Source organism: Haloarcula sebkhae (genome assembly GCF_014647415.1).
GTDB classification, from domain to species: domain Archaea; phylum Halobacteriota; class Halobacteria; order Halobacteriales; family Haloarculaceae; genus Haloarcula; species Haloarcula sebkhae.
Window position 1 is genome coordinate 206,514 of record NZ_BMPD01000003.1, and the last position, 23,744, is coordinate 230,257.

At 61.5% G+C, this 23,744-nt stretch carries 19 protein-coding genes and 1 tRNA gene; 5 read left to right on the forward strand and 15 right to left on the reverse strand.

Going from position 1 to position 23,744, the window contains the following annotated elements; genetic code table 11:
• Positions 1 to 47: 47 nt before the first annotated feature.
• Both IEY38_RS10810 and acs read right to left on the reverse strand, forming a co-directional pair.
• Positions 48 to 1,739, reverse strand: coding sequence for a bacterio-opsin activator domain-containing protein (locus IEY38_RS10810; RefSeq protein WP_188977712.1), 1,692 nt, complete (start codon positions 1,737 to 1,739; stop codon positions 48 to 50).
• A 140-nt stretch (positions 1,740 to 1,879) separates the two neighbouring features.
• Complete coding sequence (gene acs, locus IEY38_RS10815) at positions 1,880 to 3,823, reverse strand: acetate--CoA ligase (protein ID WP_188977714.1); 1,944 nt, start codon at positions 3,821 to 3,823, stop codon at positions 1,880 to 1,882.
• A gap of 165 nt (positions 3,824 to 3,988) precedes the next feature.
• Here acs and IEY38_RS10820 point away from each other — a divergent pair, with 165 nt between their 5' ends.
• The 3 genes from IEY38_RS10820 (at position 3,989) to glmS (ending at position 7,988) form a co-directional block, all read left to right on the forward strand.
• Positions 3,989 to 4,849, forward strand: a complete 861-nt coding sequence (locus IEY38_RS10820) for a CheF family chemotaxis protein (RefSeq protein ID WP_188977716.1) — start codon at positions 3,989 to 3,991, stop codon at positions 4,847 to 4,849.
• Between the two features lie 158 nt (positions 4,850 to 5,007).
• Entirely contained in the window at positions 5,008 to 6,198 is a 1,191-nt protein-coding gene (glmU, locus tag IEY38_RS10825; RefSeq protein ID WP_188977718.1) for a bifunctional sugar-1-phosphate nucleotidylyltransferase/acetyltransferase, read from the forward strand.
• Positions 6,198 to 7,988 (forward strand): glutamine--fructose-6-phosphate transaminase (isomerizing), encoded by a 1,791-nt coding sequence (gene glmS, locus IEY38_RS10830; RefSeq protein ID WP_188977720.1) that lies wholly within the window; start codon positions 6,198 to 6,200, stop codon positions 7,986 to 7,988. The genes glmU and glmS overlap by 1 nt, the downstream gene beginning before the upstream one ends.
• Positions 7,989 to 8,415: 427 nt before the next feature.
• On the opposite strand, the gene IEY38_RS10835 is transcribed toward glmS, so the two are convergent.
• The 3 genes from IEY38_RS10835 to aglF form a co-directional block, all read right to left on the reverse strand.
• A complete protein-coding gene (locus tag IEY38_RS10835; RefSeq protein WP_229775273.1) occupies positions 8,416 to 9,531 on the reverse strand; it encodes a DUF4330 family protein in 1,116 nt (371 codons plus the stop codon).
• Between the two features lie 277 nt (positions 9,532 to 9,808).
• Positions 9,809 to 11,224, reverse strand: coding sequence for a sugar transferase (locus IEY38_RS10840; RefSeq protein ID WP_188977724.1), 1,416 nt, complete (start codon positions 11,222 to 11,224; stop codon positions 9,809 to 9,811).
• A gap of 314 nt (positions 11,225 to 11,538) precedes the next feature.
• The gene (gene aglF / locus IEY38_RS10845) at positions 11,539 to 12,294 is read right to left on the reverse strand and encodes a UTP--glucose-1-phosphate uridylyltransferase AglF (protein ID WP_005536118.1); all 756 of its coding nucleotides are present in this window, start codon (positions 12,292 to 12,294) and stop codon (positions 11,539 to 11,541) included.
• A gap of 88 nt (positions 12,295 to 12,382) precedes the next feature.
• Between aglF and aglM the strand changes: the two genes are divergently transcribed.
• Positions 12,383 to 13,690 (forward strand): UDP-glucose 6-dehydrogenase AglM, encoded by a 1,308-nt coding sequence (aglM, locus tag IEY38_RS10850; protein WP_188977727.1) that lies wholly within the window; start codon positions 12,383 to 12,385, stop codon positions 13,688 to 13,690.
• 5 nt (positions 13,691 to 13,695) lie between these two features.
• On the opposite strand, the gene IEY38_RS10855 is transcribed toward aglM, so the two are convergent.
• From IEY38_RS10855 to IEY38_RS10885, 7 genes are all read right to left on the reverse strand, one after another.
• Positions 13,696 to 14,190 (reverse strand): hypothetical protein, encoded by a 495-nt coding sequence (locus IEY38_RS10855; RefSeq protein ID WP_188977728.1) that lies wholly within the window; start codon positions 14,188 to 14,190, stop codon positions 13,696 to 13,698.
• Complete coding sequence (locus IEY38_RS10860) at positions 14,183 to 14,656, reverse strand: hypothetical protein (RefSeq protein WP_188977730.1); 474 nt, start codon at positions 14,654 to 14,656, stop codon at positions 14,183 to 14,185. The genes IEY38_RS10855 and IEY38_RS10860 overlap by 8 nt, the downstream gene beginning before the upstream one ends.
• 64 nt (positions 14,657 to 14,720) lie before the next feature.
• Positions 14,721 to 17,054: an STT3 domain-containing protein gene (locus tag IEY38_RS10865; protein ID WP_188977732.1), complete on the reverse strand. Its 2,334-nt coding sequence runs from the start codon at positions 17,052 to 17,054 to the stop codon at positions 14,721 to 14,723.
• 48 nt (positions 17,055 to 17,102) lie between these two features.
• The gene (locus tag IEY38_RS10870) at positions 17,103 to 18,098 is read right to left on the reverse strand and encodes an NAD-dependent epimerase/dehydratase family protein (protein ID WP_188977734.1); all 996 of its coding nucleotides are present in this window, start codon (positions 18,096 to 18,098) and stop codon (positions 17,103 to 17,105) included.
• On the reverse strand, positions 18,091 to 19,023 hold the full coding sequence (locus IEY38_RS10875) for an NAD-dependent epimerase/dehydratase family protein (protein ID WP_188977735.1): 933 nt from the start codon (positions 19,021 to 19,023) through the stop codon (positions 18,091 to 18,093). Before IEY38_RS10875 ends, IEY38_RS10870 begins: the two co-directional genes overlap by 8 nt.
• A 2-nt stretch (positions 19,024 to 19,025) precedes the next feature.
• Entirely contained in the window at positions 19,026 to 20,198 is a 1,173-nt protein-coding gene (locus IEY38_RS10880; RefSeq protein ID WP_188977736.1) for an NAD-dependent epimerase/dehydratase family protein, read from the reverse strand.
• 123 nt (positions 20,199 to 20,321) lie between these two features.
• Positions 20,322 to 20,822, reverse strand: a complete 501-nt coding sequence (locus IEY38_RS10885) for a GDP-mannose mannosyl hydrolase (protein ID WP_229775274.1) — start codon at positions 20,820 to 20,822, stop codon at positions 20,322 to 20,324.
• Positions 20,823 to 20,879: 57 nt separating this feature from the next.
• On the opposite strand from IEY38_RS10885, the gene IEY38_RS10890 reads away from it, so the two are divergent.
• Positions 20,880 to 20,952 (forward strand) — tRNA-Pro (locus IEY38_RS10890).
• A gap of 178 nt (positions 20,953 to 21,130) precedes the next feature.
• Here the strand turns inward: IEY38_RS10890 and IEY38_RS10895 are convergent.
• The 3 genes from IEY38_RS10895 to IEY38_RS10905 all read right to left on the reverse strand — a co-directional run bounded on the left by IEY38_RS10895 (position 21,131) and on the right by IEY38_RS10905 (position 23,721).
• A complete protein-coding gene (locus IEY38_RS10895; protein ID WP_188977737.1) occupies positions 21,131 to 22,645 on the reverse strand; it encodes a hypothetical protein in 1,515 nt (504 codons plus the stop codon).
• A 131-nt stretch (positions 22,646 to 22,776) separates the two neighbouring features.
• Positions 22,777 to 23,193, reverse strand: a complete 417-nt coding sequence (locus IEY38_RS10900) for a CBS domain-containing protein (RefSeq protein ID WP_188977738.1) — start codon at positions 23,191 to 23,193, stop codon at positions 22,777 to 22,779.
• A gap of 63 nt (positions 23,194 to 23,256) precedes the next feature.
• Positions 23,257 to 23,721, reverse strand: a complete 465-nt coding sequence (locus tag IEY38_RS10905; RefSeq protein WP_188977739.1) for a nucleoside deaminase — start codon at positions 23,719 to 23,721, stop codon at positions 23,257 to 23,259.
• Positions 23,722 to 23,744: the final 23 nt, after the last annotated feature.

Consider the following 23,744-nt stretch of genomic DNA (forward strand, 5'->3'; position numbering starts at 1 on the left):
CGGCCATATAAACAGGGGGTCTAACTACGATAACATGAAACAGGGTTTCAGTTGTCGGTCGGCCGTCGCGGCTCAGCCGGCCGCTCGTCGAAAAACGCGGTTAGAACCTTCTGCTGTGCCTTCCTGAGGTGGTTGTGCAACGTCGGCGACGAGACGTCCAGCGAGTCCGCTAGCTCCTCAGCGGTCGAGCCCCGAGGCCACTCGAAATAGCCGCTGTGGTAGGCCGCCTGAAGAACGGTTTCCTGCCGGTCTGAGAGGGTATCGGTCAGTCGGTCGCGGAATCCGGTGTCCGTCTCGGCCGGCCGTTCCGTCTCTCGCTTCGCTGCTAACGATGTCTCTCTGTAGGCATTGGTGATGGCGTTGACTGTCGGTCTGATGTCGGCCTCACCGGGAAGCTCGACTGCGATCGTCGCAACACCGTCAGTAGCTGTCACAGACCGGATGCGCCCGCCGCTCTCCACCAGTTGGAGTGCTGGCGTGTCGGTGACGACGACCTCCAGCAACACGCCGTCGCTGTGCTCTTCGAGGAGCCTGGCGTCGGTCACGCCGTCGTCGTCGTCCGCATACGAGAGTATCGCGTCGGCCGAGGCGCCTTCGACCATCAGGTAGTACAGCAGCGATTGACCCCCAACGGGGACGACGCCGGACAGTTCGACCGTACACTGTAGCGCCTCGGAGACGCCGGCGGTAAAGGTTCGCTCGTCCCCACAGTGAAACTCCAGCTCGGTCACCGTGTCGGCAAGCAGGAGCCGTTTGCGTTCGGTGGCGACCTGCGCGTGGCCGACCTGGACGCCGAGTGCGGACAGTACGGCGCGTTCCGCATGGGTAAGCTCCTCGCTGGCACCGATCCCAATGACACCGGAAACGGCATTTTCCCTGACAAGCGGGACTAGCGCGACCGGACCGGTGCTGTCGTCGACGACACGAACCTCGCCCAACTCAAGCGAAGCGGTGACTGACTCGATGTGGGACTCGATCTGCTGCTCGACAGCCGCTTCCGAAATCTCTGCCGTCGCGCGCGGTGTCAGTCCATCACCGGTCCGTTCGGCGACCCAGGCGAACTCGAAGCCTGCTGCCCCTGTTAGGTGGTCACAGACCGTTGTCGCAATCGCTTCACCAGTTGCAGCGGCCGCAAGCGCCTCGCTGACCGCCGTAATCCAGTCGACGGTTCGCTGCGGCTCGCTTGCGGACGCCTGCCCGCCGGCCCCGTCGACGGCCGCAACGATGGTTTCGCGGTCTGGTTCGTCAAGCAGCGGGTCCAGCCGGTCGAGTCGGTCCCAGCCGCCGAGCGCACAGACGACGTCTGGCGGAACGCCGTCGTCCAGCAGGCTCGCCGCGAACCGCCACCGGAGGTCACGCGAGGAAACCCCCTTCAGGTGTGGTGTCGTCTCAGCGGTTCGGTCGGCTACCTCGCTGACCAGCATCTGGAGCCGACGCGGAGAGACGGAAAACAGCGGCTCGTCGTCGTCCACCCCGGCCGCGTTCGCGTACTTCCGCATGTCGTGTTCGACTGAATCCGGGAGGTACGTCTCGCGGACCACGTCGCCGTCCTCCCGAACAGCCAGCAGGCGATATCCCTCGAACTCGATGATATCGGCCAGCCGTACGGCGGTCATCTCTGCTGGGCGGAGTCCGACCTCCGCACCGAGCCGGAGCACGAGATCGGACCGGTGTGTCTCGGCCGCCCGCCGGAGCTGTTCGTACCCTCGCTCACTGATGCGGTCCGCTTCGCCATCCATATGTTTCGGAGATTCACAGAATATCGAAATAAGTATTGCGCCCAGCCCGCCGATTCCAACGAGAAGAGGACAGTAAAACGGTCAGCAAAGACGCCGTCGCCGCGAGTACGCTTCGGTGATATAGAAAGATACGAAACAGCTCACTCTCTTCTCGTCGTCGACTGGATCTCGCCGAGAATTTCGGGGTTACGTAGCGCGCTGGTATCGCCCAGTTCGTCGTCGTTCGCCACTGCGGTCAGCAGGCGGCGCATAACTTTGCCCGACCGTGTTTTGGGGAGGTCGGGTGTGAACACGATCTCCTTGGGGCGAGCGATACCGCCGATAGCGTTGACAATAGCGTCTTCGATGGCTGCCCGGAGTTCACTCTCGGCGTAGCCGTCTTCCGGGGAGGCGAACGCGTACACCGCCGTTCCGGTCGTCTCGTCGTCGGCACCGACGACGGCAGCTTCGGCGACGCCGGTAACGCCGGCGACCGTCGACTCCAGTTCCTTGGTGCTGAACCGCCGGCCGGCGACGTTGATGGCGTCGTCGATCCGGCCGAGGAACGTGATGTAGCCGTTATCGTCGACTGAGACGCTGTCTTCGGGGTAGTACCGCCACTCTTTGGCGTTGTCCGGGACGCTACCCCAGCCTGTCCCGTCGAGCAGTGCCCGCGGCATCCCCGGCCAGGGTCGCGTCACGACGAGTTCGCCGGCCGTGTCCGACTCGGCGACCACACCAGAGAGGTCGACGACGGACGCCTCGATTCCCGGTAGCGGCGTTCCCGCGGCCCCGGGTTTCATCTCGTCAACGCCGGGCAGCGTCGACACGAGCACCGCGCCGGTTTCGGTCTGCCACCAGGTGTCGACAACCGGGCACTCGCCGCCGCCGATGTGTTCGCGATACCACTCCCAGGCGCTCGCGTCCATCGGTTCGCCGACGGTGCCCAGCAGGCGCAGGCTGGAGAGGTCGTGCTTCGCGGGGTACTCCTCGCCCCACTTCATGAACGCGCGGACGGCCGTCGGTGCGGTGTAGAACACATCGACGGCGTACTTTTCAATGAGCTTCCACAGCTGGTCCTTGTTGGGGTGGTCCGCCGTGCCGTTGTACAGCACTGTTGTCGTTCCGAGCGCGAGCGGGCCGTAGACGATGTAGGAGTGGCCGGTGATCCAGCCGATGTCGGCCGAACACCAGTACGTGTCCTCGGGCTTGATGTCGAGAACTGACTGGGCGGTCCAGGCGACGTGTGCGAGATAGCCACCGGTCGTGTGCGTGACGGCCTTCGGCTGGCCGGTCGTCCCCGATGTGTAGATGCGAAAGAGCGGATCGTCCGCCGCCCGCGAGACGGGCTCGACTTCGGCCCCCTCGTGTGCCGCTAGCAGGTCGTGATAGTCGTCGTAGTCGTCGCCTAAATGCACGTCACGGCCCAGTCGGTCGAGCACCACGACCGATACGTCGTGGTCGACGGCGATTCGTGCGTTATCGGCCTTGTTCTTTTGTGCGACGGCGCTGCCGCGGCGGTAGTAGCCGTCACAGGTGATGAGGTACTCCGACTCGGCCCGCTCCATTCGCGTCGCCAGCGCGTCTGCGGAGAACCCGGCGAAGACGACGTTGTGTGGCACGCCAAGGCGTGCGCAGGCCAGCATCGCGACCGGGAGTTCGGGTACCATCGGCAGGTACAGCGTCACCACGTCGTCCGTGCCGACGCCGCGGTCCCGCAGTGCCGCAGCGAAGGCGTTGACCTCCCGGTACAGTTCGAGGTAGGTGTAGGTGCGGGATTCGCCGAGGTGGCCCTCCCAGACCAGTGCGAGTTGGTTCTTCCGCTCAGGGAGGTGCCGGTCGAGGCAGTTGTATGCGGCGTTTAATCGGCCACCGGAGAACCACTCGAACGGTGGCCCGTCCGTCCCACGGAGTACTGTCTCGAACGGCTCCGCCCAGTCGAGTAACTCGGCGGCTTCGCGCCAGCAATCGGGCCACTCCTGCTCGAAGCGGTCGTAGACAGCCGGGTCAGTCACGTTCGCCTGTTCGACGAACCAGTCCGGTGGTTCGACTGTCTCTCGCCCCGTCTGGGACTGTCCCCGATCCGATTCGTCACCCCGTGTCATCAATTGACGATACATCGCCGCACGCAAAAAATATCCTATCTAATTGTGGACGATTCCGCTGTGAGCGGGCCGCCAGTGCAGTCGGCCGTTCTCACTTTCGACACTGGCGACGGAACTTATATTGAGTCCTGCGGACAACGGATGTACGAGAGGCCGGTACGGGGTATGAGCGACACTGAAAAGAAGATTGCCGATACGAAGGGGCAGTTCCTTCAGGCGGTCTCACAGGGCCAGCGGCTGACCGACGCCGAGTGGCGAAACTGTCGCATCGTCCTCACCACCGAGCGAGTCGCCCTGCTGGGCGACGAGAAGCGACAGATCTCACTGACCGACATCGACCGTATCGCCGACCGATTCGACGTCAACCAGCAGAGCGCCGGTGTCTCCGACTACGTCGCCCTCTACGTCGGTGAGGACGTCATCCTCGTATCGGCGTCGAACCACGAGGCGTTCGAGACCGATTTTTACCGGGCGAGTCTCGACGGCGCAATCGTGCTGGTTCAACACCCGGCACTGAAAGGCGGCGTCGTCCAGTCCGCCGAGTGGACGAAAGGCCGACTCAAGGTGACCGACGAGGCGCTGAAGCTCGCGATGGCCGACGGGCAAGCGGTTGTCATCGACCGCGCCGACATCGGCGACCTCACAGTCGAAGAGAAACAGGTCAGCGGCGAGGAGCGGACGGTCATTCAGGTCGAGCACAGCGAGGACGACATCAGCGTCGAAACACACCTCGCGGGCGAGGAGTTTCACGCCACTGTCCTCCGAACGATGCTCGAAGAGAGCGCCGAGCAGAACCAGGCCGATCTGGACCTGAGTTCGACGGAGAAACGGGTCATCATGGCGCTGCACTCCGGCGTCTCGCCGTTCGACATCCCCAACTTCGTCGGCATCGACGTCGAGAAAACCGAGGAAATCTTCGACCGCCTGATCGAACTCGACGTAATAAGCGTGCTCCGAGAACGGACTGAAGTGAACCTGACGACGAAGGGTCGTCGGGTCGCCGGCGAGCGGATGGGCGAGCAGTAGCCCGCAGTTCTGGACTGGGAAGCGTTGCGACGATTGAATGTCACGGTCGCCTGATACGTTTGATTTTCACACCCCAATTTGGACATGCGTGGCGAGTAGCCACCGACGAATCTCGGTAAGGCCGCCATATTGAAGCCCTTCCTCCGTCTGCAACAAGTATGCACATCGATACGGCTGTGGTCCTCGCTGCGGGTGAGGGGACTCGCCTCCGGCCGTTGACGCGAAACCGGCCAAAACCAATGTTACCGGCCGCAAACCGTCCGATCCTCGAACACGTTTTCGACGCGCTGGTCGAGGCAGGCATCGAGAAACTGGTCGTCGTCGTCGGCTACAAGCGCGACCGCGTTCAGGACCACTTCGGTCCGACGTACCGTGGCGTTCCGATCTCCTACGTGAGCCAGACGAAACAGCTCGGCAGTGGGCACGCACTCCTTCAGGCACGGAACGCTGTCGACGGCCCGGTTCTGGTGATGAACGGTGATCGCCTCGTCGACGCGGCCACTATCGAGGCGGTAGATACCTCCTACGCGGAAACCGGGCATACAAGCATCGCTGTCGTCGAACGACAGGACACCAGCCGGTACGGTGCTGTCGAAGTACAGGACGGCGACATCGTTGATATCGTCGAAAAGCCCCAGCGTGACGAGTTCAGACTCATCAACGGCGGCGTGTACGCTTTCGACGGTGATATCTTTGAAGCGATTGACGAAACGACGCGCCACGCCGGCGAACTCGGGCTGACCGACACTATCGAACTCCTGCTAGAATCTCATCGCATTCAGGCAGTCGAGGTCGACGGGATGTGGGTCGACGCGACCTATCCATGGGACCTCCTGACCGTGGCCCGCGAGGTGCTGGCGCGTGGTCGGGTCGTTGAATCGGCTCGCGACGAGCAGGTCTGGGTCGATAACTCCGCACGTGTCCACGACGAGGCGACTCTCCAGTCACCGGCCGTCATCGGCCCGGACTGTGAGATCGGGCCGGACGCTGTCATCGGTCCGAACGTCGCGCTCGGGCGCAACGTCACTATCGGGGCCAACAGCGTCATCCAGCACACTGTCCTTGACGCTGACACGCGTGTCGACCCGAGTTCAACCCTCGTCGACACTGTCACCGGCCAAGACGTGAACCTGGGCGTCAATACGGTCGTCCCCGGCGGCCCAGCCGATGTCCAGGTCGGCACAGAAGTGTTTGAGGACCAGCGGCTAGGCGCCGTCATCGCCGACCGTGCTGTTGCGCTCGGGGACGTGAGCTTCGTCTCCGGGTCGCTCGTGGGCCCCAACGCTCAGCTCGCCACTGGCGTGACAGTCGATGGAACTGTCCGCGAGGGTGCGGAGGTGGTCCGCTGATGTGTGGAATCATCGGCTGTGTCGGCCGCGGCGACGAAACGCTCGACACGCTCGTCCACGGCCTTTCGAAACTGGAGTACCGCGGGTACGACTCTGCCGGCGTCGCGCTTGCGAACAGCCACATCGACCTGTGCAAACACTCCGGCAAAATCGCCGACTTGCGCGAGGCGCTGTCGGAACGGACGCTCTCAGGCTCGGTCGGTATCGGCCACACCCGCTGGAGTACGCACGGACCACCTACCGACGAGAACGCCCATCCGCATCAGGACTGCACCGGCGACGTCGCAGTTGTCCACAACGGCATCATCGAGAACTACCAGTCGTTGCGGGACGAACTCGTCAGCGCCGGCCACACCTTCGCATCTGACACCGATACGGAGGTCGTCCCCCATCTCATTGAGGACGCACTGGACGCTGGAGCTGACCCTGAAGACGCTGTCAGAGAGACGGTCGACCGACTTGAGGGAAGCTACGCCGTCGCTGTCGTCGTTGCCGGCTGTGACTCGGTATTTGCTGCGCGAAACGACTCGCCACTCGTGCTAGGCATCGACGACGACGCGACGTATCTGGCCAGTGATGTGCCCGCCTTCCGGGACTTCACTGACAAAGTTGTCTACCTCGCTGACGGCGAGTTCGCCCGCCTCAACGGTGCCGGATGGACCGTCACTGACACCGACGGGACTGTCATCGAGAAGGACATTGACACTGTCCAGTGGGACCCCGAGGAGACCGGCAAAAGCGGCTACGACCACTTCATGCTCAAAGAGATTCACGAGCAACCGCGCGCGCTCCGGCAGTGTCTGCGGGGTCGAGTCGACGAACTCGCCGGCACGGTCGATATCGGCGACCTCGGCGACCTCTCCCCGACCGGCGTCCAGTTCGTCGCCTGCGGGACTTCCTACCACGCTGCTCTACACGGCGCGCAACTGTTCCGCGAGGCCGGTATCCCCGCTCAGGCGTTCCTCGCCAGCGAATACGCGACCGCGACCCCACCGATCGGCGATGCGCTCGTCGTCGGCGTCACCCAGAGCGGCGAAACCGCGGACACGCTTTCGGCACTTCGGGCGGCCCGTCGCCGCGGCGCGCGCACGCTGGCCGTGACTAACGTCGTCGGCTCCACCGCGGCCCGCGAGTGCGACCACGCGCTGTACATCCGTGCCGGGCCGGAAATCGGCGTCGCCGCGACCAAGACCTTCGCCTCCCAGCTAGCCGCGCTGAACCTGCTTGCCCTCGGAACGTCGACGACCGGCGACGCCCGGCAGGTAATCAGCGCACTCCGCGACCTGCCCGGCCACGTCCAGGAGGTCCTCGACGAATCTGCCGCTCAGGAGGTCGCTGAATTGTACCAGGACGCCGACGCGTACTTCTTCATCGGCCGCGGGTATCAGGAACCCGTAGCGCTCGAAGGCGCGCTAAAGATGAAAGAGATTACCTACAAGCATGCTGAGGGTTTTGCTGCGGGTGAGCTGAAACACGGCCCGCTGGCGCTGGTGACCGGAAACACGCCGGTGTTCGCTATCGTGACCGGTGACGACGAACGCGCCCGTAAGACGATCGGGAACGTCAAAGAGGTCGAAGCGCGCGACGCCCCGGTGGTCGCGATCACGGATGGACAGAGTGACGTTGAACGATACGCCGACCACGTGCTCCAAATTCCAGAGACCCATCCGCGAGCCGCTGCAGTGCTTGCGAACACGCATCTACAGTTGGTGTCGTATCACACGGCCGCGTTGCTGGGGCGAAACATCGACAAGCCGCGCAACCTAGCAAAAAGCGTGACAGTCGAATGAGTCGCGTGTAGCTGGCTACTCGCGCTGCTCGTGGTTTTCTGGTGATTCCGGCGGTTCGAGGAGCTCTATTGCCAGCCTGACTGCTTTTGAACCTGAGAGGATATTTTGAACGGACTGGGCCATTGAGGTGAGACTAGAATTTTCCCAGAATCGCGAATCTTGAGGCTTGAAAGCGTCAAGAACAGAGAGTAACGGACCGATAGTGTGTGTCTTACGTAGATCGATGACGATGATCGCTGGCTCCGGTTCTGTCGTGAGCCAGCGGTAGATTCTGGATGCGCTAGCTATCTCGAGTACCTGAACACAAATTCTGCTGAGTGCCGAGTGCTCGAAACCCCGTGTGAACGCGTCGGAAAGCGACTTGAGTGCCGAATTCTCGACAGCCGACTGGAGACGCTGTTTTACCATTGTGGCGTCTCTGTGATCCTCATTGGTAGCCTGAAACCACGGTCGCTTTGATCGTTACGGTACCCAGGTCCAGTATCACGACGCGTCCCTGCTGGAGTGTCTGGCCTTTGAATGTAACACCGGTATCAGTCTCTCGGACAGAGAGGTTTGCAGTGAAGGTGACGTCTTGGTTTATCGGGTGTGCTTGTTCGTATATATCTCCATTCTCTCCCTTGGTGACGATTGTCGCGTTTTCACGTTGCACAGCCGAAATCCGCGCGATGGTTTCACCACCGAACGACTCTGTCATCCCCGGAGAAATGCTGTTAGCGAGCAGTGGAGACACGTTTGATAACTGTAACTTAACATCACGTGTTGCGGGCTGGCCGCGCTGAGTCATCGCACCCACCCGTGTAATTTCTCCCTTAACGAGTCCTGCTCCTGTCGGGAGGGAGAGGCTTGCTCCCGGTCGGATCCTCGTCTCGCCGAACGCCTGCTGCCCACCGTTGGTCACGCTCTGGAGTGTCAACCCGAGGAAGACAGTCTTTTTATCGGGGTTGTTGGTCCCGTATGTTGTAACCGACTCGATAGTCGCCACTTCTCGTCCTTGTACACGGATCGGTTGTCCCTCGCTGAGACGTCTAGCGTCGGTTTCCGACAAATTTGCTCTGACTACTACTTTTGTCTCAGTCGTGGTCAGTTCGGAGCCACCACCAACATCACGAATCGTCCCTTTTGTCGAGTAGGTCTCAGTTAGCACCTCAAGCTGTCGACCGTATCGTGGTGGTGCGCCGCTGTATTGGATAGTCTCTCCCGAAGACGGAGCTGACAATTCGGCTCGAACCACTGCTCGGGTCGACTCATCTTGTGGGGTGAAATATATATCAGTGATTGTTAAGTCCGCATTCTCCGACGGGCTGTAGCTATCACCGATCGATATTTGCGAGGTAATATATTCCGGTTGAGTACCGAGATCCAGTGTCACATTGGTTGTCCCGGTTGTCGGTGCTGAGCTCGACTCGCCGTCACCTGTCAGTACTAGGCTAGCCCCAGCAACAAGTACAGCAATAATAAAGACAACGACGAGGGCATCGATGATATTGATAACGCCAAACAGATTCCCTTCGTCGTCGATGATACCGAGTGACTCTTTCATCGACTTCATACAGGGCCATTTCCCGGCCAGTGTATGGCCTTTTCGCTTGGTCCCTGTAACTTTACAACAGGACTCTGTTGATCGTTTTATGCAATCTCTCACTGACTCTGGTGTCCTCTCTCACGAATGGCGTAGAAGCTGCTTACGCTCTTCGTAACTGCTGCTCTGTACTACTCATGACAGAACTGAGTGGTTTTGATACGGCGGTAACAACTCTTCAAGACTGTTCGGTTGTAGAACCTGTCCAATTGAAGGGTTACACGGTGTATAAACGGCCCTACGGATTTTTATACGCGACTATTATATCGATAATAACGCTCCAGATCTGTCTCGAAACGAGTTTCATATCATAGCTAAACGACTGGTCGCGCACGTACTCTAGATCGTATCGCAGCTTTTCGCTCGGCTCTTTCCCAGTCACATGATTAACCTGAGCAGGCCCGGTTAGGCCCGGTTTGACGAACCATCGTTTCTGCCAGTCAACGACGCCGGTCTGGATATCCGAGTCCAGTTCCGGACGTTCGGGCCGTGGACCGACAACGCTCATATCGCCCCGCAGTATCGACCAGAGCTGTGGTATCTCGTCAAGATGCGTCTGTCGGAGCACTCGCCCGACTGATGTCACGCGTGGGTCGATTCCACCTGCATCCTCGTCACTGATTTTCGCGCCGGTCTCGTCTTCGGCGTTCTCGATCATCGACCGGAACTTGTAGATCGAGAAGGTTTCGCCGAACACTGCTGTTCGGTCTTGTCGGTACAGTATCGAGCCGCCGTCCTCCAGCTTTATTGCGACTACAATTCCGATAATCACCGGCGATAGCGCGACCAGTCCAGCCGATGCGAACGCGATATCGAACGCGCGCTTGAGAATGTAGTCCTGTATGTCCCACGGCTCGATCTCCACGTCGACTAGCGTTCCGACCCCACTGCTGGTGGTCAGTACGGAGTCTGTGTGGTTTCGGTGGACTTTCGCGTTGACGCCGTACTCGTAACAGGCGTCGAGAGCGCCGAAGAACTCTGCCCGGTCGGCGTGTTCAAACGCCAGCACAACAGTATCGACATCATACTTGACGAGTACGTCCTCGATTCGCGAGAGGCCACCCAGCCGTTCCAACCCGCTGGGGTTCGTTCCGCCGTCAGCGATGGCTTCGGTCCGTTCGATTGCCGTCATAACGCTCGTTGGACAGAGATAGCCCAGAAGTGTCCCGTCGACCTCACTTGCTACTTCCTCTATCACCTTGAGGTCGTCCCCAACGACGATGGTTCGTTCGCCGTTTGACGACGGTCGCTTGCGAATCCACACGAACCACGCGGGCAGTGCGACCAGTAACAACGGGGTCACTAACACGACAGTCAAGCGCGGTAGTTTGTATGAATAGTCGAAGTAGCCGATTGTCGCCAGAACGAGAGCTGCCACGAGCACCCGCTTCTGGGCCAGCGCTACAGCGTCGAGAATTCTCCGCGGACGGGGTTTGTACAGCGGGAGGAACACGCTGACGACGACTGCGGTCGTGACTATGAGTTCGATCGTGAACTCCGGCCCCTCTGGGGGATCGGTCGGCAACCGACTGAGTATTGGGATGGTTGTCGCCATCGACTGGATGGTAGCGTTGTTAACAAGTGCGACGGCGACCGCTGTCAGCACGACGACGCCGGCTACACTTGCGACCCGGTACCGCCAGCCACTATCCATTATCAGTGTGATTGCCGAGTTCCGGGATAAGTCCTGCGTCCCGGGACTCAAATACTGAAGCTACTGTGCGTGGACACGCAGTCCAACCGCCCTGAATTCGTGAGTCGATGTATCGACAGCGAACGTACCAGCGCAGTTGTGTCAGCTATCACAACGCCGCTCCGACTCGCGTTGTGCCTGTTCCGCTTGGCGCTGTCCGATGGATATCGTCTCACGATGTTGTCCAGACTTCCGATTGAAATGCCGTACAACTGTGTGGCCTACATGACCGCGTAGGTACACTAGTTACTGGCGAGACGACCCGGTTTAATGTCTCACTCGCTTGCAGCGATGTTCTCGGCGGACCGCTCCGGATCAACCTCGCCCTGTAGCCGTTTCTCGGCCTGATCTCGGTCCTCGGGATAGCCGATATCGTTCCGCCAGCCATCCATGCGGATCGCATCGATCGTTCGCCCAGAGTGCAACAGGAGGTCAATCGCATCACTGATTTCGTACTCGCCGCGGTTGGAGGGCTGCACCAGATGACAGGCGTGGAAGATGGCCGGCGTGAACGTATAGAACCCGGTCATCACTAGGTTCGACGGCGGGTCCTCGGGTTTCTCGACAACTTCTGTGATCTCGCCGTACTTGTTGGTGTCACAGACACCATACCGCCCGGCCTCATCCCATGGGACTTCCTCAACGAGGAAAGCGGCGTCGGCACGTTCTTCGGCCTGACGGTTGACGACATCTTGGAGGTTCGCTTCGAAGATATTGTCACCGAGCATCAGCATGAAGTCGTCGTCGACGTGCTCTTCGACAGTTAGGAGCGCGTGGGCGAGGCCGTTTTGCTCGCGCTGGTGGGTGTAGGTGATCGGGACGCCATCGAACTCGTCCTCGTAGTGATTAATGATGGCCTGCTTCTTGTAGCCGACAACTACCAGCAGTTCGTCAGCGCCTAGCTCGATCAACTGCTCGAAGCAGTGGGTCAGAATCGGTTTCCCCGCGACCTCTACCATCCCCTTTGGCTTGTCTTCAGTCAGCGGGCGGAGACGGGTTCCCTCACCAGCGGCGAGTACGACAGCTTTCATATCTCTCAATTCGTTGGCCGTCCGATAAAACTCTTGTCGAATTATAAGATCCGAATTATAATATCCGCGCCTCGACTACTGCCGCCTGATGAACGTCAGTATTGTCGGGAGCGGATACGTCGGAACGACGGTCGCGGCGTGTCTTGCGGATCTCGGGCATGAAGTCGTAACGATAGATATCGACGAAGACATCGTCGACGCAATCAACGACGGCGAGTCGCCGATACACGAACCTGGCCTCGACGAACTCGTCGCCGAACACGGCGGCGGTCGACTTCGGGCAAGCACCGACTACGAGGAAATACTCGACACTGAGCTGACGATGTTGGCGCTCCCAACTCCCTCGAACGACGATGGAAGCATCGACCTCCAGTTCATGGAAGCCGGTGCGGCATCCGTCGGCGAGGCACTGGCTGGCGCTGAGAACGCGGCGGCGGACCCACACCTCGTCGTCACGAAGTCGACTGTCGTCCCGAACACGACCGAAGATCGGCTCGCTCCACGTATCGCTGACGCCGGTCTCGAACGCGGGACGGACTTCCTCGTCGCGTCTAATCCCGAGTTCCAACGCGAGGGGACGGCTGTCGCGGACTTCCTGAATCCCGATAAACTCGTCTTCGGAACGGACGACGACCGCGCAACGGAACTTCTCCACGACCTCTATGCGCCGCTGCGCGAGGCCGCTGACGGTGACGTGCCGGTCGTCGAAACCGGTATCGCCGAGGCCGAGATGATAAAGTACGCCAACAACACGTTCCTCGCGACGAAAGTCAGCCTCATCAACGATATCGGGAACATCTGCAAGGAGTTCGGCGTCGACGCCTACGAGGTCGCTGACGCGATCGGACTCGACGACCGCATCGGCGAGCAGTTCCTCCGCAGTGGTGTCGGCTGGGGCGGCAGTTGTTTCCCGAAGGACACGGACGCCATCATCGCCGCGGCGCGGGAGCAGGGATACGACTCCGCAGTCCTCTCGGCGGCCGTGGAGCTGAACGATGCCCAGCCCAAGCGCCTCCTCGCTCTCCTCGATGACCACGTCGACGTGTCCGGGAAACGCGTCGCCGTTCTCGGGCTGGCGTTCAAACCTGGCACCGACGACATCCGGAACACGCGAGCGGTACCGGTCATCGAGGGGCTGCAGGAGCGTGGCGCAGACATCGTCGCCTACGACCCTGTCGCGACCGAGAATATGCGCGAGCGCTATCCTGATATCCAGTACGCTGACTCGGCCGCGACTGCTCTTGAGGGTGCGTCCGGCGCCGTTGTCGTCACTGATTGGGACGAGTTTGCGGCTCTCGACGCTGAATTCGAGGACATGGCCGACCCAGTCGTCGTCGACGGCCGACGCATCATCGAGCGGCGCGACGGCATCACTTACGAAGGATTGACCTGGTAACGCGGTTAGCTATGCGCTCGTACTCGCCTGTCGAGGACTGCGACCGTGCCAGCAGCGAGTAGCGCCACCACGAGTACGGTTGGGTCCGAAGACACGTACAGGCTCGGCGTCGGTGGCCGCCAGCTCGTGAACGGATACAGCCAGGCGCTCGCTCTCCCGTCAGCGTACACTCGCATCCCATCGAGCAGGAGCGATGTGAGGCCGCCGAACGTCACGAGGCCGAACACTGGTCTCCAGTGCCGACGCTCGAACGCGACGGCGATGATACCGGCCAGTAGCAGGACTCCGCCGAGTGTGGAGAGCGGGTCATACGAAAACGGGAATCCAAGTATAGATTCGACCGTTCTCTCCTCAAGGACGATTTTTATTTTCATCAGATCGGGAATCGCCGCACCGCCCATCCCGACGACGACCCAGCGCTGATCGAGCCAGTCGACGCGCCAACTCGCGACCGTGCAAAAAATATACGGAACGAGAAGGTGGGTCAGCAGGTCAGCCATCGCGGGCCTCCAGCGTCCACGTCTCTCGGTCAATTCGCCAATACCGGAAGAACAGGAGCAGGAATCCGAGCGCGCCGACAGCCGAGGCGCCGTACTTGTAGAACTCCGCCCACCGACTGCTGTTGACGACTTCGACGCGCTCGGCCGCTATCGTCTGATTAGGTTCAAGCGTTCCGTACACTTGGACGACGCCACCGGGTTCGACGGCTGTCTTTATCCCGGTGACCCTGAGTGTGATAGCTGCCCCATCGCTCTCGACATTGATTTCCATCTCGCTATCGCTGGTCTCTGTCACCGTACCAAACACCACGAGCTGCTGCCCGGCGTACGACTCGTACCCAGTCGAAAGGTCTGCAGCATCTGGATACGGGGACCACTGCTCTTCTGTAACTGCCGCGTGGACGAGCAATCCCCCGAGTGTCAGACACAGCACAAGCACGATGCTGACACGAACCCAGACGCGCACATCCTCTGTTCTCTCGGTGGGTACAATGGTCGTTTCGCTTCAGAACCACAGACGTCTCTAAAAGTCACCCGACAGTGACGTTACCGCCGTCGTACACTGTCTGTTCTGTGACTTCGACGGTCGTTTCACTTCCGCTATCGGTCGTCACGATGTACGTCCCGGGGTTTCCGACGGTAACAGTGAACGCACCGTTCCGGTCGGCTGTCGTCTGGCGTTCGTAAGCTATCTCTCTGTCCGAGACAGCGACCGTCGTTTCGACCGAAACGGTTGCATTCGGGGCCACGGTGCCCTTTACCGTCCCACCGGGGACGACCGCGAACGCCTTGTGGCTCCCGTCTTCGCTCGTGAAGAGTGGTCGGTAGTGGGCCAGGCCGTCCACATTCCCGTTCTGGCTTCCGAAGTGCTGGTGTAGTCGGACGTACATCGTGGTCGGTTCTTCGATATCGGTTTCCGTCGTTACAACGTACCCGACCCGGCCGGAAATCCGATTGTGGGCCTTCTCGGGGTCTGTCGCTGCGACGACCGGTTCGTACGTCCCGCGAGCATACCCGTAGCTCTGGGACTCGCCGTTGACGAAGTAGTTGTACACTCGGTTCTGCCCCCAGCGGCTGAGGACGTAGCTTTCGGGGTATTCGAGTCCACGCTCGGCGGCATCCGCCTCGATTGCAGTCGCCGCGTCGTACGTCCCGTCCTCGACGAGTACCTGACTCGTTTTGACCGGAACCTGCACCATCCCGAGGGCCCCGAACAGCAGAAACAGCACGAACAGCGACGCAACTGCGCGGGTGTCCGGAACGAGTACGTCCCGCAGGTCCCTATCACCAGTCGTCAGCACCGGCCGGGAGAGATCGACCCACGAGGCGACCCAGACGAACGCGAGGCCGGCGAACAGCGCGAGAAACGGGGCCAGTTCGCCGACGAAACGGACCTGAATCACTGCGAGGGCGAACAGTACCCAGGCGTAGCTACTGGCGACGAGCCAGCCGCTCCGGTCGCTCCGAGCGAGGTCGACGCCCCACACCATCGCCGGGAGCGCCAGGAACAACGTCAGGCCGAGCAGAAACAGGAAGCCGAAAGCGTCCGCGCTGAATAGTCCGTATGTCTCAGCGGTCCCGTTGGATCGAAACAGCGTATCGAGCCGCCTGCTGAACGTTCCCCACTGTTCTGTGAGGCCGAAACGGAAGACGACGAGGCCGACGACGCCCAGCCCGATATCGACCGCGGCCAGTTGCCTGGCGGTGGTACCGAACCGCCTGGCTGCCTCTGCTGTCGCGATGACAACAGCGGTGCCCGCCGTCAACAGCGCCGGTGTGCCAGCCACAAGCGCAGTTTGCCAACCAGTGGCCGCATGGACACTCCAAGCGAGTATCGCTCCGAGGCTAACGCCGGCAAGGACTGGCGTGTTCCCGACCAGTGCCGACCGGTCGTTCGAGACATCCAGCAGTGTCTGTCCTAACACTACTAGACTGACCGGTAGGACGAGCAACGGCCCGGCCTCCCACGCAAGCACCTGGCCGGCGATCCCGACGCCGATACCGACTGCGGCAATCCACGGCTGTGGTCGACGAAGTGATGTTCGGTTCGTGGCCGTCGTTAGCGCGACTACGAGTGCAAGGGCGGTGAGTCCCAGCCAGGGATAGTCGAAGGCATGGTGATCTGCGAAACCCAGGCTCGTCCGGAAGGCGTGGCCGGGAATAAACGCCAGAAAGAGGACCGATGCAAGACCGACGCGCCGGTCGCTAGACACCCGAACTGCGAGCAGATAGAGCAGGACGCTCGTGACGAGTGCTGACACGACCGGGTACCAGGCGAGAACGTGGCCGATAACTTCCTTGCTCCCGCCGAAGAGGCTGGAAACCCACCAGAGCGTCGCGATAGTGAGTGGTTCTCCTTTCGTTAGTGCCCGTGGCAGCACGGAGAGCGCCCCGAAATCGGCCGCACTGCCGGCGTTCGCTGCGACCTGTTCGACGTGGTACCTGTAGTAGTAGGGGTCGTTACTCGACAGAACGATGTCGCCGCAGCGATATATCGATCCGATGACGTATGTTCGGGCGATGAAGACGACCGCTAGGGTGGCGACGAGTAGGCCGGTTGCTCGCGCGTCGAAATCAAAGCGTAATGCGTCACCGAGCGCCAGCCCGTGCCCGCTGTCGTTACGGACTTCGGATTCGCCGTTGAGCGCGGCCCGCACAGCATCGGGATCAGCGACGCGGTACTCGTCACCGTCCTTCTCGACGATGCCCGTGGAGACGAGTTCGCCGAACTGGCCCGAATCGATGGGAATGTCGTCGAACGTCCAACCGTCCTGTTCGTCGTCGACGGCCAGAACCGCCGCTGTCGCGTCTCGTAGCTCGGGCCGGTCATCGAGTACCGCTCCCGCCCCGGGCGTATCGCTCATGTATCCTCTCTTTCCGGTCTGGCGAATAAATCCATCGGGACTCGCCGTCTACGTGTTTGCCGACTCTAGCGCCGCTCGAATCGCCGATTCAACGTCGTGTTCCGGCGTCCAGCCCAGTACGTCGGTCGTCCGGTCGGTGTCGACCGGGAACGAATCGACGAGTGTCTCGTCGTCGCCCCGTGGGTTTTCGACCAGTTCCATGTCGGCATCGATGTCGGCGGCTGAGGCGGCGATATCCTTGACGAGTTCGGCGACGGTGTGAACGCCCGGGTCTTCGTCGCTCGCGATCTCGTATTTCTTGACGCCGGTCTCGCCGCGGTCCAGTTGCTCAAGTAGCCGTTCGCAGCTATCGACGTAGGCCCGGGCCACGTCCTTGACGTGAATGAAGTTGCGGGACTGGGTTCCGGGCTCGTAGACGGTCAGCGTCTCGCCGGCGAGCGCCCGGTTCACGAAGAAGTTGATGACGGTCCCCTTCGAGACGGTCTGACCGTCTATCTCGTGGCTCCCGTAGAGGTTCGAGATCATGAACTGATGGGCCGGGAACGCGCCGTCGGCGTACGTCTCGATGGCGCGCTCGTTGAGTAGTTTCGTCCGCCCGTACCAGTTCAGCGGGTCTCGCGGGTGGTCGACTGTGATTGGGAACTCTCGCGGGTCGCCGATGACGGCCATCGAGAACGGGAAGATCAGCGCTGCGCCGGTCTTGCGGCAGAACCAGGCGACGTTGTCGGTTCCCTGCACGTTGACCTCGTAGGCCAGATCCTGCTTTTCGTCGCAGTCGTCGACACCGGAGATCGCGGCGAGGTGCATCACGACGTCGGCCCCGTCTAGCGCCGCTTCCAGACGGTCCCGGTTCCGGATGTCGACGTGTTCGATGTCGACATCGCCGACGGACCGCACGGTACCGAGATAGAAGTTGTCGATAGCGGTGATCTCCCAGTCGGGGTGGGCCTGCTGTAGTTCGTAGATGACGCGGCTACCGATGTAGCCCGCTCCGCCGGTGACGGCGATGTGGGGCGTCTCGCTGGTAGGTTCTGTCTCAGACATTGGTGGTGAATTTCTCCGCGAGGTCGCGGACGCCCTCACGGAGCGTCCACGATGGTTCGAAGCCGGTCCGGCTCAGTCGGTCGAAGTTGACGTGATAGGACGGACCGGGATGCTCGTCTTCGAGATAGGTCACGTCGACCGGAGCGACCTCGTCGGCGACGATGTCGGCGATCTCAGATATCTGGTAGTTCGCGTCCATCGATCCGACATTGTACACTGGTTCGTCCCAGGACTCGCGATCGCACGCCGCCTCCGCGTAGGCACGGGCGGCGTCTTGGACGTGGATGAACGGCCGCCAGTTCGAACCGTCGCCGTAGACGGTGAGCGGGCGGCCCGTGAGTGCGCGGAACACGAAGTAGTTCACGACGAGGTTGAACCGGACGCCCGGCGAGTGGCCGAAGTTGGTGGCCATCCGCAGGGCGGTACCGGTCATGTCGAACTCCTCGCAGTACTCCTGCAGTAGCGTCTCGGACTGCAGTTTCGTCTCCGCGTAGGGGTTGATCGGGTCCGGATCGACTGTCTCGTCGATGTCGGTGCTGGTCGCGCGGCCGTAGACGTTACACGAGGAGGCGAAGACAACGTGGTCGACGCCGAGTTTGCCGGCCGCAGTCAGGACGTTTTCGGTGCCGTCGTAGTTGATGGCGAAGGTCTCGTCGCGGCGCTCGTGTGTGCTCGACGCCCCGGTGATGGCAGCGAGGTGGATGACGCGGTCGACGCCGCGCATGGCGCTCTCCACGTCGCCGTACTCGCGGACGTCGCCCCGGCGAAATTCGAGGCCGTCCCCCAGCGTTCCCAGCAGCGCCCGCGGCGACCCCGAGGAGAGGTCATCGAAGACGACGATGTCGTCCACGCGGTCGTCTGCCCGGAGCAACGGTATCAGCGCGCTGCCGATGTAGCCACAGGCCCCGGTGACCAGCACGTCCATCGTCAGTCCTCGCTTAGGACGCCCGGGAGGAAACGGTCCTCGTGAGCCTTGATGGTGTCGGCGTAGCGGGTCAGCGTCTCGAAGATGTCGCCGACGCCGTCCTCGAAGGACTGGGACTGGCCGCCGATGCGGTCGGCGTACCGGTCGTTCTCGATCTCCATCTTGTGGGTCTCGTCCTCGTCGCGGGGGTTCTCGAAGTGCTCGACATCAACATCAAGGTCGTACTCGCTGCCCACGTCTGCAATTGTCTCGGCGATCTCGACGATGCTGATGGCGCGCGTGACCTGATTGTACACCGTCAGTCCCTCGGGACGCTCGTCTGGGTCGGTCAGGGCAACTTCAGCCAGCCCTTCAACGGCGTCTTCGAGCGAGATGAACGGCTTGCGCTGCTCGCCTTTGCCGTAGACGGTAACGGGATAGCCCGCGACAGCCTGCGCACAGAAGCGGTGGGTAACCGTCCCGAAGTAGTAGTCGAAGTCGAAGCGAGTCTTGAGCCGGTCGTCCGCGCGAGTTTCTTCGGTTTCGGTCCCGTAGACGATTGCCGTTCGCACGTCAGAAATCGGGATGTCGAACTGCGTGTGGGCCAGCCGCATGTTCTGTGCGTCAAAGCCCTTCGTCGCGTGGTACCAGCTCCCGCCCATGTTGGGGAACGGAACGTCGTCGCGCTCGCCTTGGTTCTCCATCGTCGCGCCGCCTTCGGGAATCGGGAACTCCGGCGCGCCGTAGACGCCCGTCGTCGTCGTCTCGACGAAGTGGGTGTCAGTGAGGTCGTGTTCTTCGAGGCCCCACAGGAGGTTCCGCGTCGCCTGGAGATTGTTGTGCTGGGTGTAGTTCGCCCGCTCGCCGTTGATCTGGGAGTACGGCGCGGACGGCTGTGCGGCGGTGTGGACCACGACTTCTGGCTCGTGGACCGCCAGCAGTTCGTCGACGAAGGACTTCTCGGCGAGGTCGCCCTCGACGAAGGAGAGGTTCGTCAGGCCGTGGACCTCGCGGGCCGCGTCGAGGCGTTCGTCGATGCTGGCCACTGGTGTCGCGCTCGTCGCGCCGACGTCCTCGACCCACTCTCTTCGGGCGAAGTTGTCGACCAGCAGCACTCGCTCGTCCGTTCGGTCCGCGATCCGCAGTGCGGCCGGCCACCCGACGTAGCCGTCGCCGCCAGTGATGAGGATGGTCATAGTTACTCAGTTAGTGAGTAACTACGATGCGTAATCAATCTTCTGGTCAGTTACCTGCTAGTCTCGTCCAGCCTGACTGCTCATGAGATACGCATTCGGCCTCAAAACAACAATTTTCACCCGCTACTGGCCGATATCGAATCGATCGAAGTACTCCAAGACGTATCGGTTCGCATCCGCCGGTGGCTCCGTGACAACACGATAGGCGTCGTGCTGGTCGTCGAGTGTAATTTTCGCCCCGTCGTCGGGGACGACTCGGTAGACGACTGGTACTGTGTGTCGGGTGTCGACGCCGTCGACCGACGACGTGTCCCAGAAGTGTTCGCTGACGCCAAGTCGTTCCGTTTCAACCGACGTGAGGCCGAGTTCCTCCGCGGCGATGCGTGGTGCTGCGTCGTCCAGTCGCTCACCCTTGTAGAGGCGGCTCCCCGGCCAGAACCACTCGCCTTTGGCTGGCTCGTTCTGTCGTCGTGTGAGTACGATGCCGCCCTCGTACTCGACAACGAGGTCGACACAGGGTTGGGGCATGCTGTCGAGACAGGTCGCGAACGTCGCTGTCGGAATGCGTTCGTCGTGGATATCCATGTCTTCGGCTTGTGGGCCGCCGATGAAAGCACTCTCCATCTCGCCGTTTCGCAACCGTTAAAACTGACCCTGTCTTCTATCCGATTGCTATCGCACGGGCCGGTGGGGTAGCCTGGTATCCTTCGGCCTTCGGGTGGCCGTAACCGCGATTCGAATTCGCGCCGGCCCACTTTTCCAATTCAAACCGGTCAGAGACATTTTTCGGTTTACAGGTACCGTGTCGTGTCCTCGTGAGTGACGGAACTGTGCGCTCGTGGCGCTTTGCTCCGCGGTGGTTCGAATTCGGCCTGCTTCCCGTTTTCAATTACGGAGCCGAGACGAAACAAGACCCCTCTCAGCGCCGATTATTAGCCTGTGTTCCGACCCCGAGCAGTCTTGTAGGCCTGTCCGCGGAACCGGAACCGACGACTGTTCGAATCGTAGCCGAGCACGCCGTCCACAGCCCGCTCGTCGGTCCGGACAACGACATGACGCACATCGTCGGTCAGGAACGGGAGGGCGTTACGAAGTCCACCCTCGTACGTGGCGAACCGACCGCTTGCCATGACCTGCTCGGCAATAACCCGCTCGCTCGCGCTGCTGGTGCGAGTCAGCGAGAACGTCGCGTCGGCAGGATGCTCCCCATCGCCGTGGCGGCTAGTCGTCACCATGATCGTGTCGTTGTCACGCGCTATCGAGACGCCGTCGGTTGGCGTCACGGCAGCCCGGTCGCCGACCAGTTCGACCAGCGCACCGCTGTTGGCCGTCGCGTGGCCGTAGCCGGCGACGACGGCGTACTCGCCGCCGCCGAGGTAGCCCTGCGTGAGGCCGTCACAACGGCAGTCGCCGGTGCTGCACCCGACCGACTGTCGGTTAAACGCCCGGAGGCCCCACTGTTCTCGACCGCCTGGCGACAGAAGCCGACAGTCCGCGGTGTGCCCTATCGGTGCGATGTGGAACCACTCGCCGTCGACCAGTTTGTAAAGGTCCCAGTGGCCACACTGCAGTCGCTTGTGGCTATTGTTGACTACCTCGAAGCCGATCTGTGCGTCCAGTTGTACTCGCTCGGCGGTCGGGCGAACGAAGGCTGGGGTCGCCGGCTCTGCTTCGTGGAACCACTGAACACCACCGTCGCCGGGAAACGACGGGAGCGAGCGGCCGGCGAACCGGGATTCTGTCTCCGGGCCGGGATGCTGTGTGTCCCAGACCGTGACTGAGAGCGTTTCGTCCTGACCGCGGAACTCGTAGGTCCCGGCCGGCCGCCCGGACTGGCCCGGCTCGCCGACAAGCGTGTACTCCAGCTGGAGCCATTCACCGGGGGCCAGCCGGCGGGTGTCGGGCATCCACGGGCCGACGTCGTCGACGCGCCAGTATCCCTCGTCTGTTCGGCCGAGTGAGGGGACTTCGTCGGCGAGTTCGTTGTTGGCCGTGGGTGCGAGATGGAGGCGTGCCTCGTGGTCGTAGCCGCTGGGCTGGCGGCTGTATGTCTGTCCGATGCCTGGAATCGCCTCAATTCTGAACGTGTTCTCGAACTCGTTGCTATTCTGGAGCCAGCCACGAAGCGTAGCCGGGTGGTCGTCGGTCGCCGTCCGGTCGAACCAGAGCCCGATTCGCGCCCTGTCGTCGGTGTGGAGTCCTGCCGAACTGAGGGCGTAGCTTCGCGGCCCGGTTTCCAGTTTGACGACGGTCGTTGGATTCTCGGGTCGGGGCGGGTCGTCAGTGGGCGTCTCCGCACTGTTGGGGTCTGTCTCTGCCGGTGACTGGTCCGGTTGCGGTACAGGCGTCACGCTGTCAGTTTCGTCCGTCCCGGGGGTACCGAACGAACAGCCGGCAAGCCCAGCCAGCGCACCCGGAACCGACGCGAGGAGGGCACGTCTGCGCATGGTCAGCGATTCGTCGCTCCGGGTAAACCCTTTCTGGACGCTTAGACGGCGTTTGTAGCGTTTTTAGGATTCGATCTGAAAACGAACTCCCGACTACGCCTCCATAGCCCCGACCGTTCGAGTTCGGGCTGTCACCCCTCTGCGAACATCTCAACGACGCGGTCTAGGTCGGGTGACAGTTCCTGCATCACGTCTGTCGTCGTGAGAATACCGACGCTGTCGGCCTGTCCGTCGACCACGAGCCGCTTGATGCTGTGCTCGACCATCGTATCAATGGCTTCCTCTAGCGGGGCACCGGGTTCGATGGTCTTGACAGGGGTCGTCATCAGGTCACCAACTGGCGTCGTATCCGGGTCGATCCCATCGCGGAGGCCAGCGATAATGTCTGTCTTCGTGAGTATCCCTCGCCCGTACTCGGTTTCAACGACGACAGGACCGACCGCTTCGGACGCAAGAAGCTTCGAAACATCTCGAGCGGAAAGCTCGCTGTCGACGGTTTTCACCGGCTTCGTCATCATCTGCCCGATTGATGTGTCAAGTGAATTCATACCATTGGTTAGCGAACACACATAATAAGTCATTTGACTCCCGCAATCGGTGCTGGCCTGGCTTTACCAGTCAAAGTCCTCGTGAATCGCCAGTCCCACCTCCTGACATATCGGTCCGACGACCTCGGTGACGCCGGCGAGAATTTCGCTGGAACGGACGGACGCCTCGTGGCCGCTGAACCTGCTCATCTCGTCGCTGCTGACGCTGTACACGACCCGGCCGAGACCAGCGTACCGGAGGCCGCCGGCACACATCGGGCACGGTTCGGTACTCGTGTACATCACAATTTCCGCGCGCTCGTCCGGGCCAAACTCACGCATTGCCCGGTGCGCCAGTTGGAGTTCCGGATGGCGGCGCACATCGGATTCGGTGAGAACGCGGTTCGACGCCTCCATGACGATCTCGTCGTCACGAACGAGTACAGATCCGAACGGCCGGTCACCGCGGTCGACAGCGGTCCGAGCCAGCTCGAACGCACGCTGTATATGCGTTTCGTGGTCGAACTCGTCGAACTCTGAAACGGACATAACGGCGCTTCGACCCGCAGTCG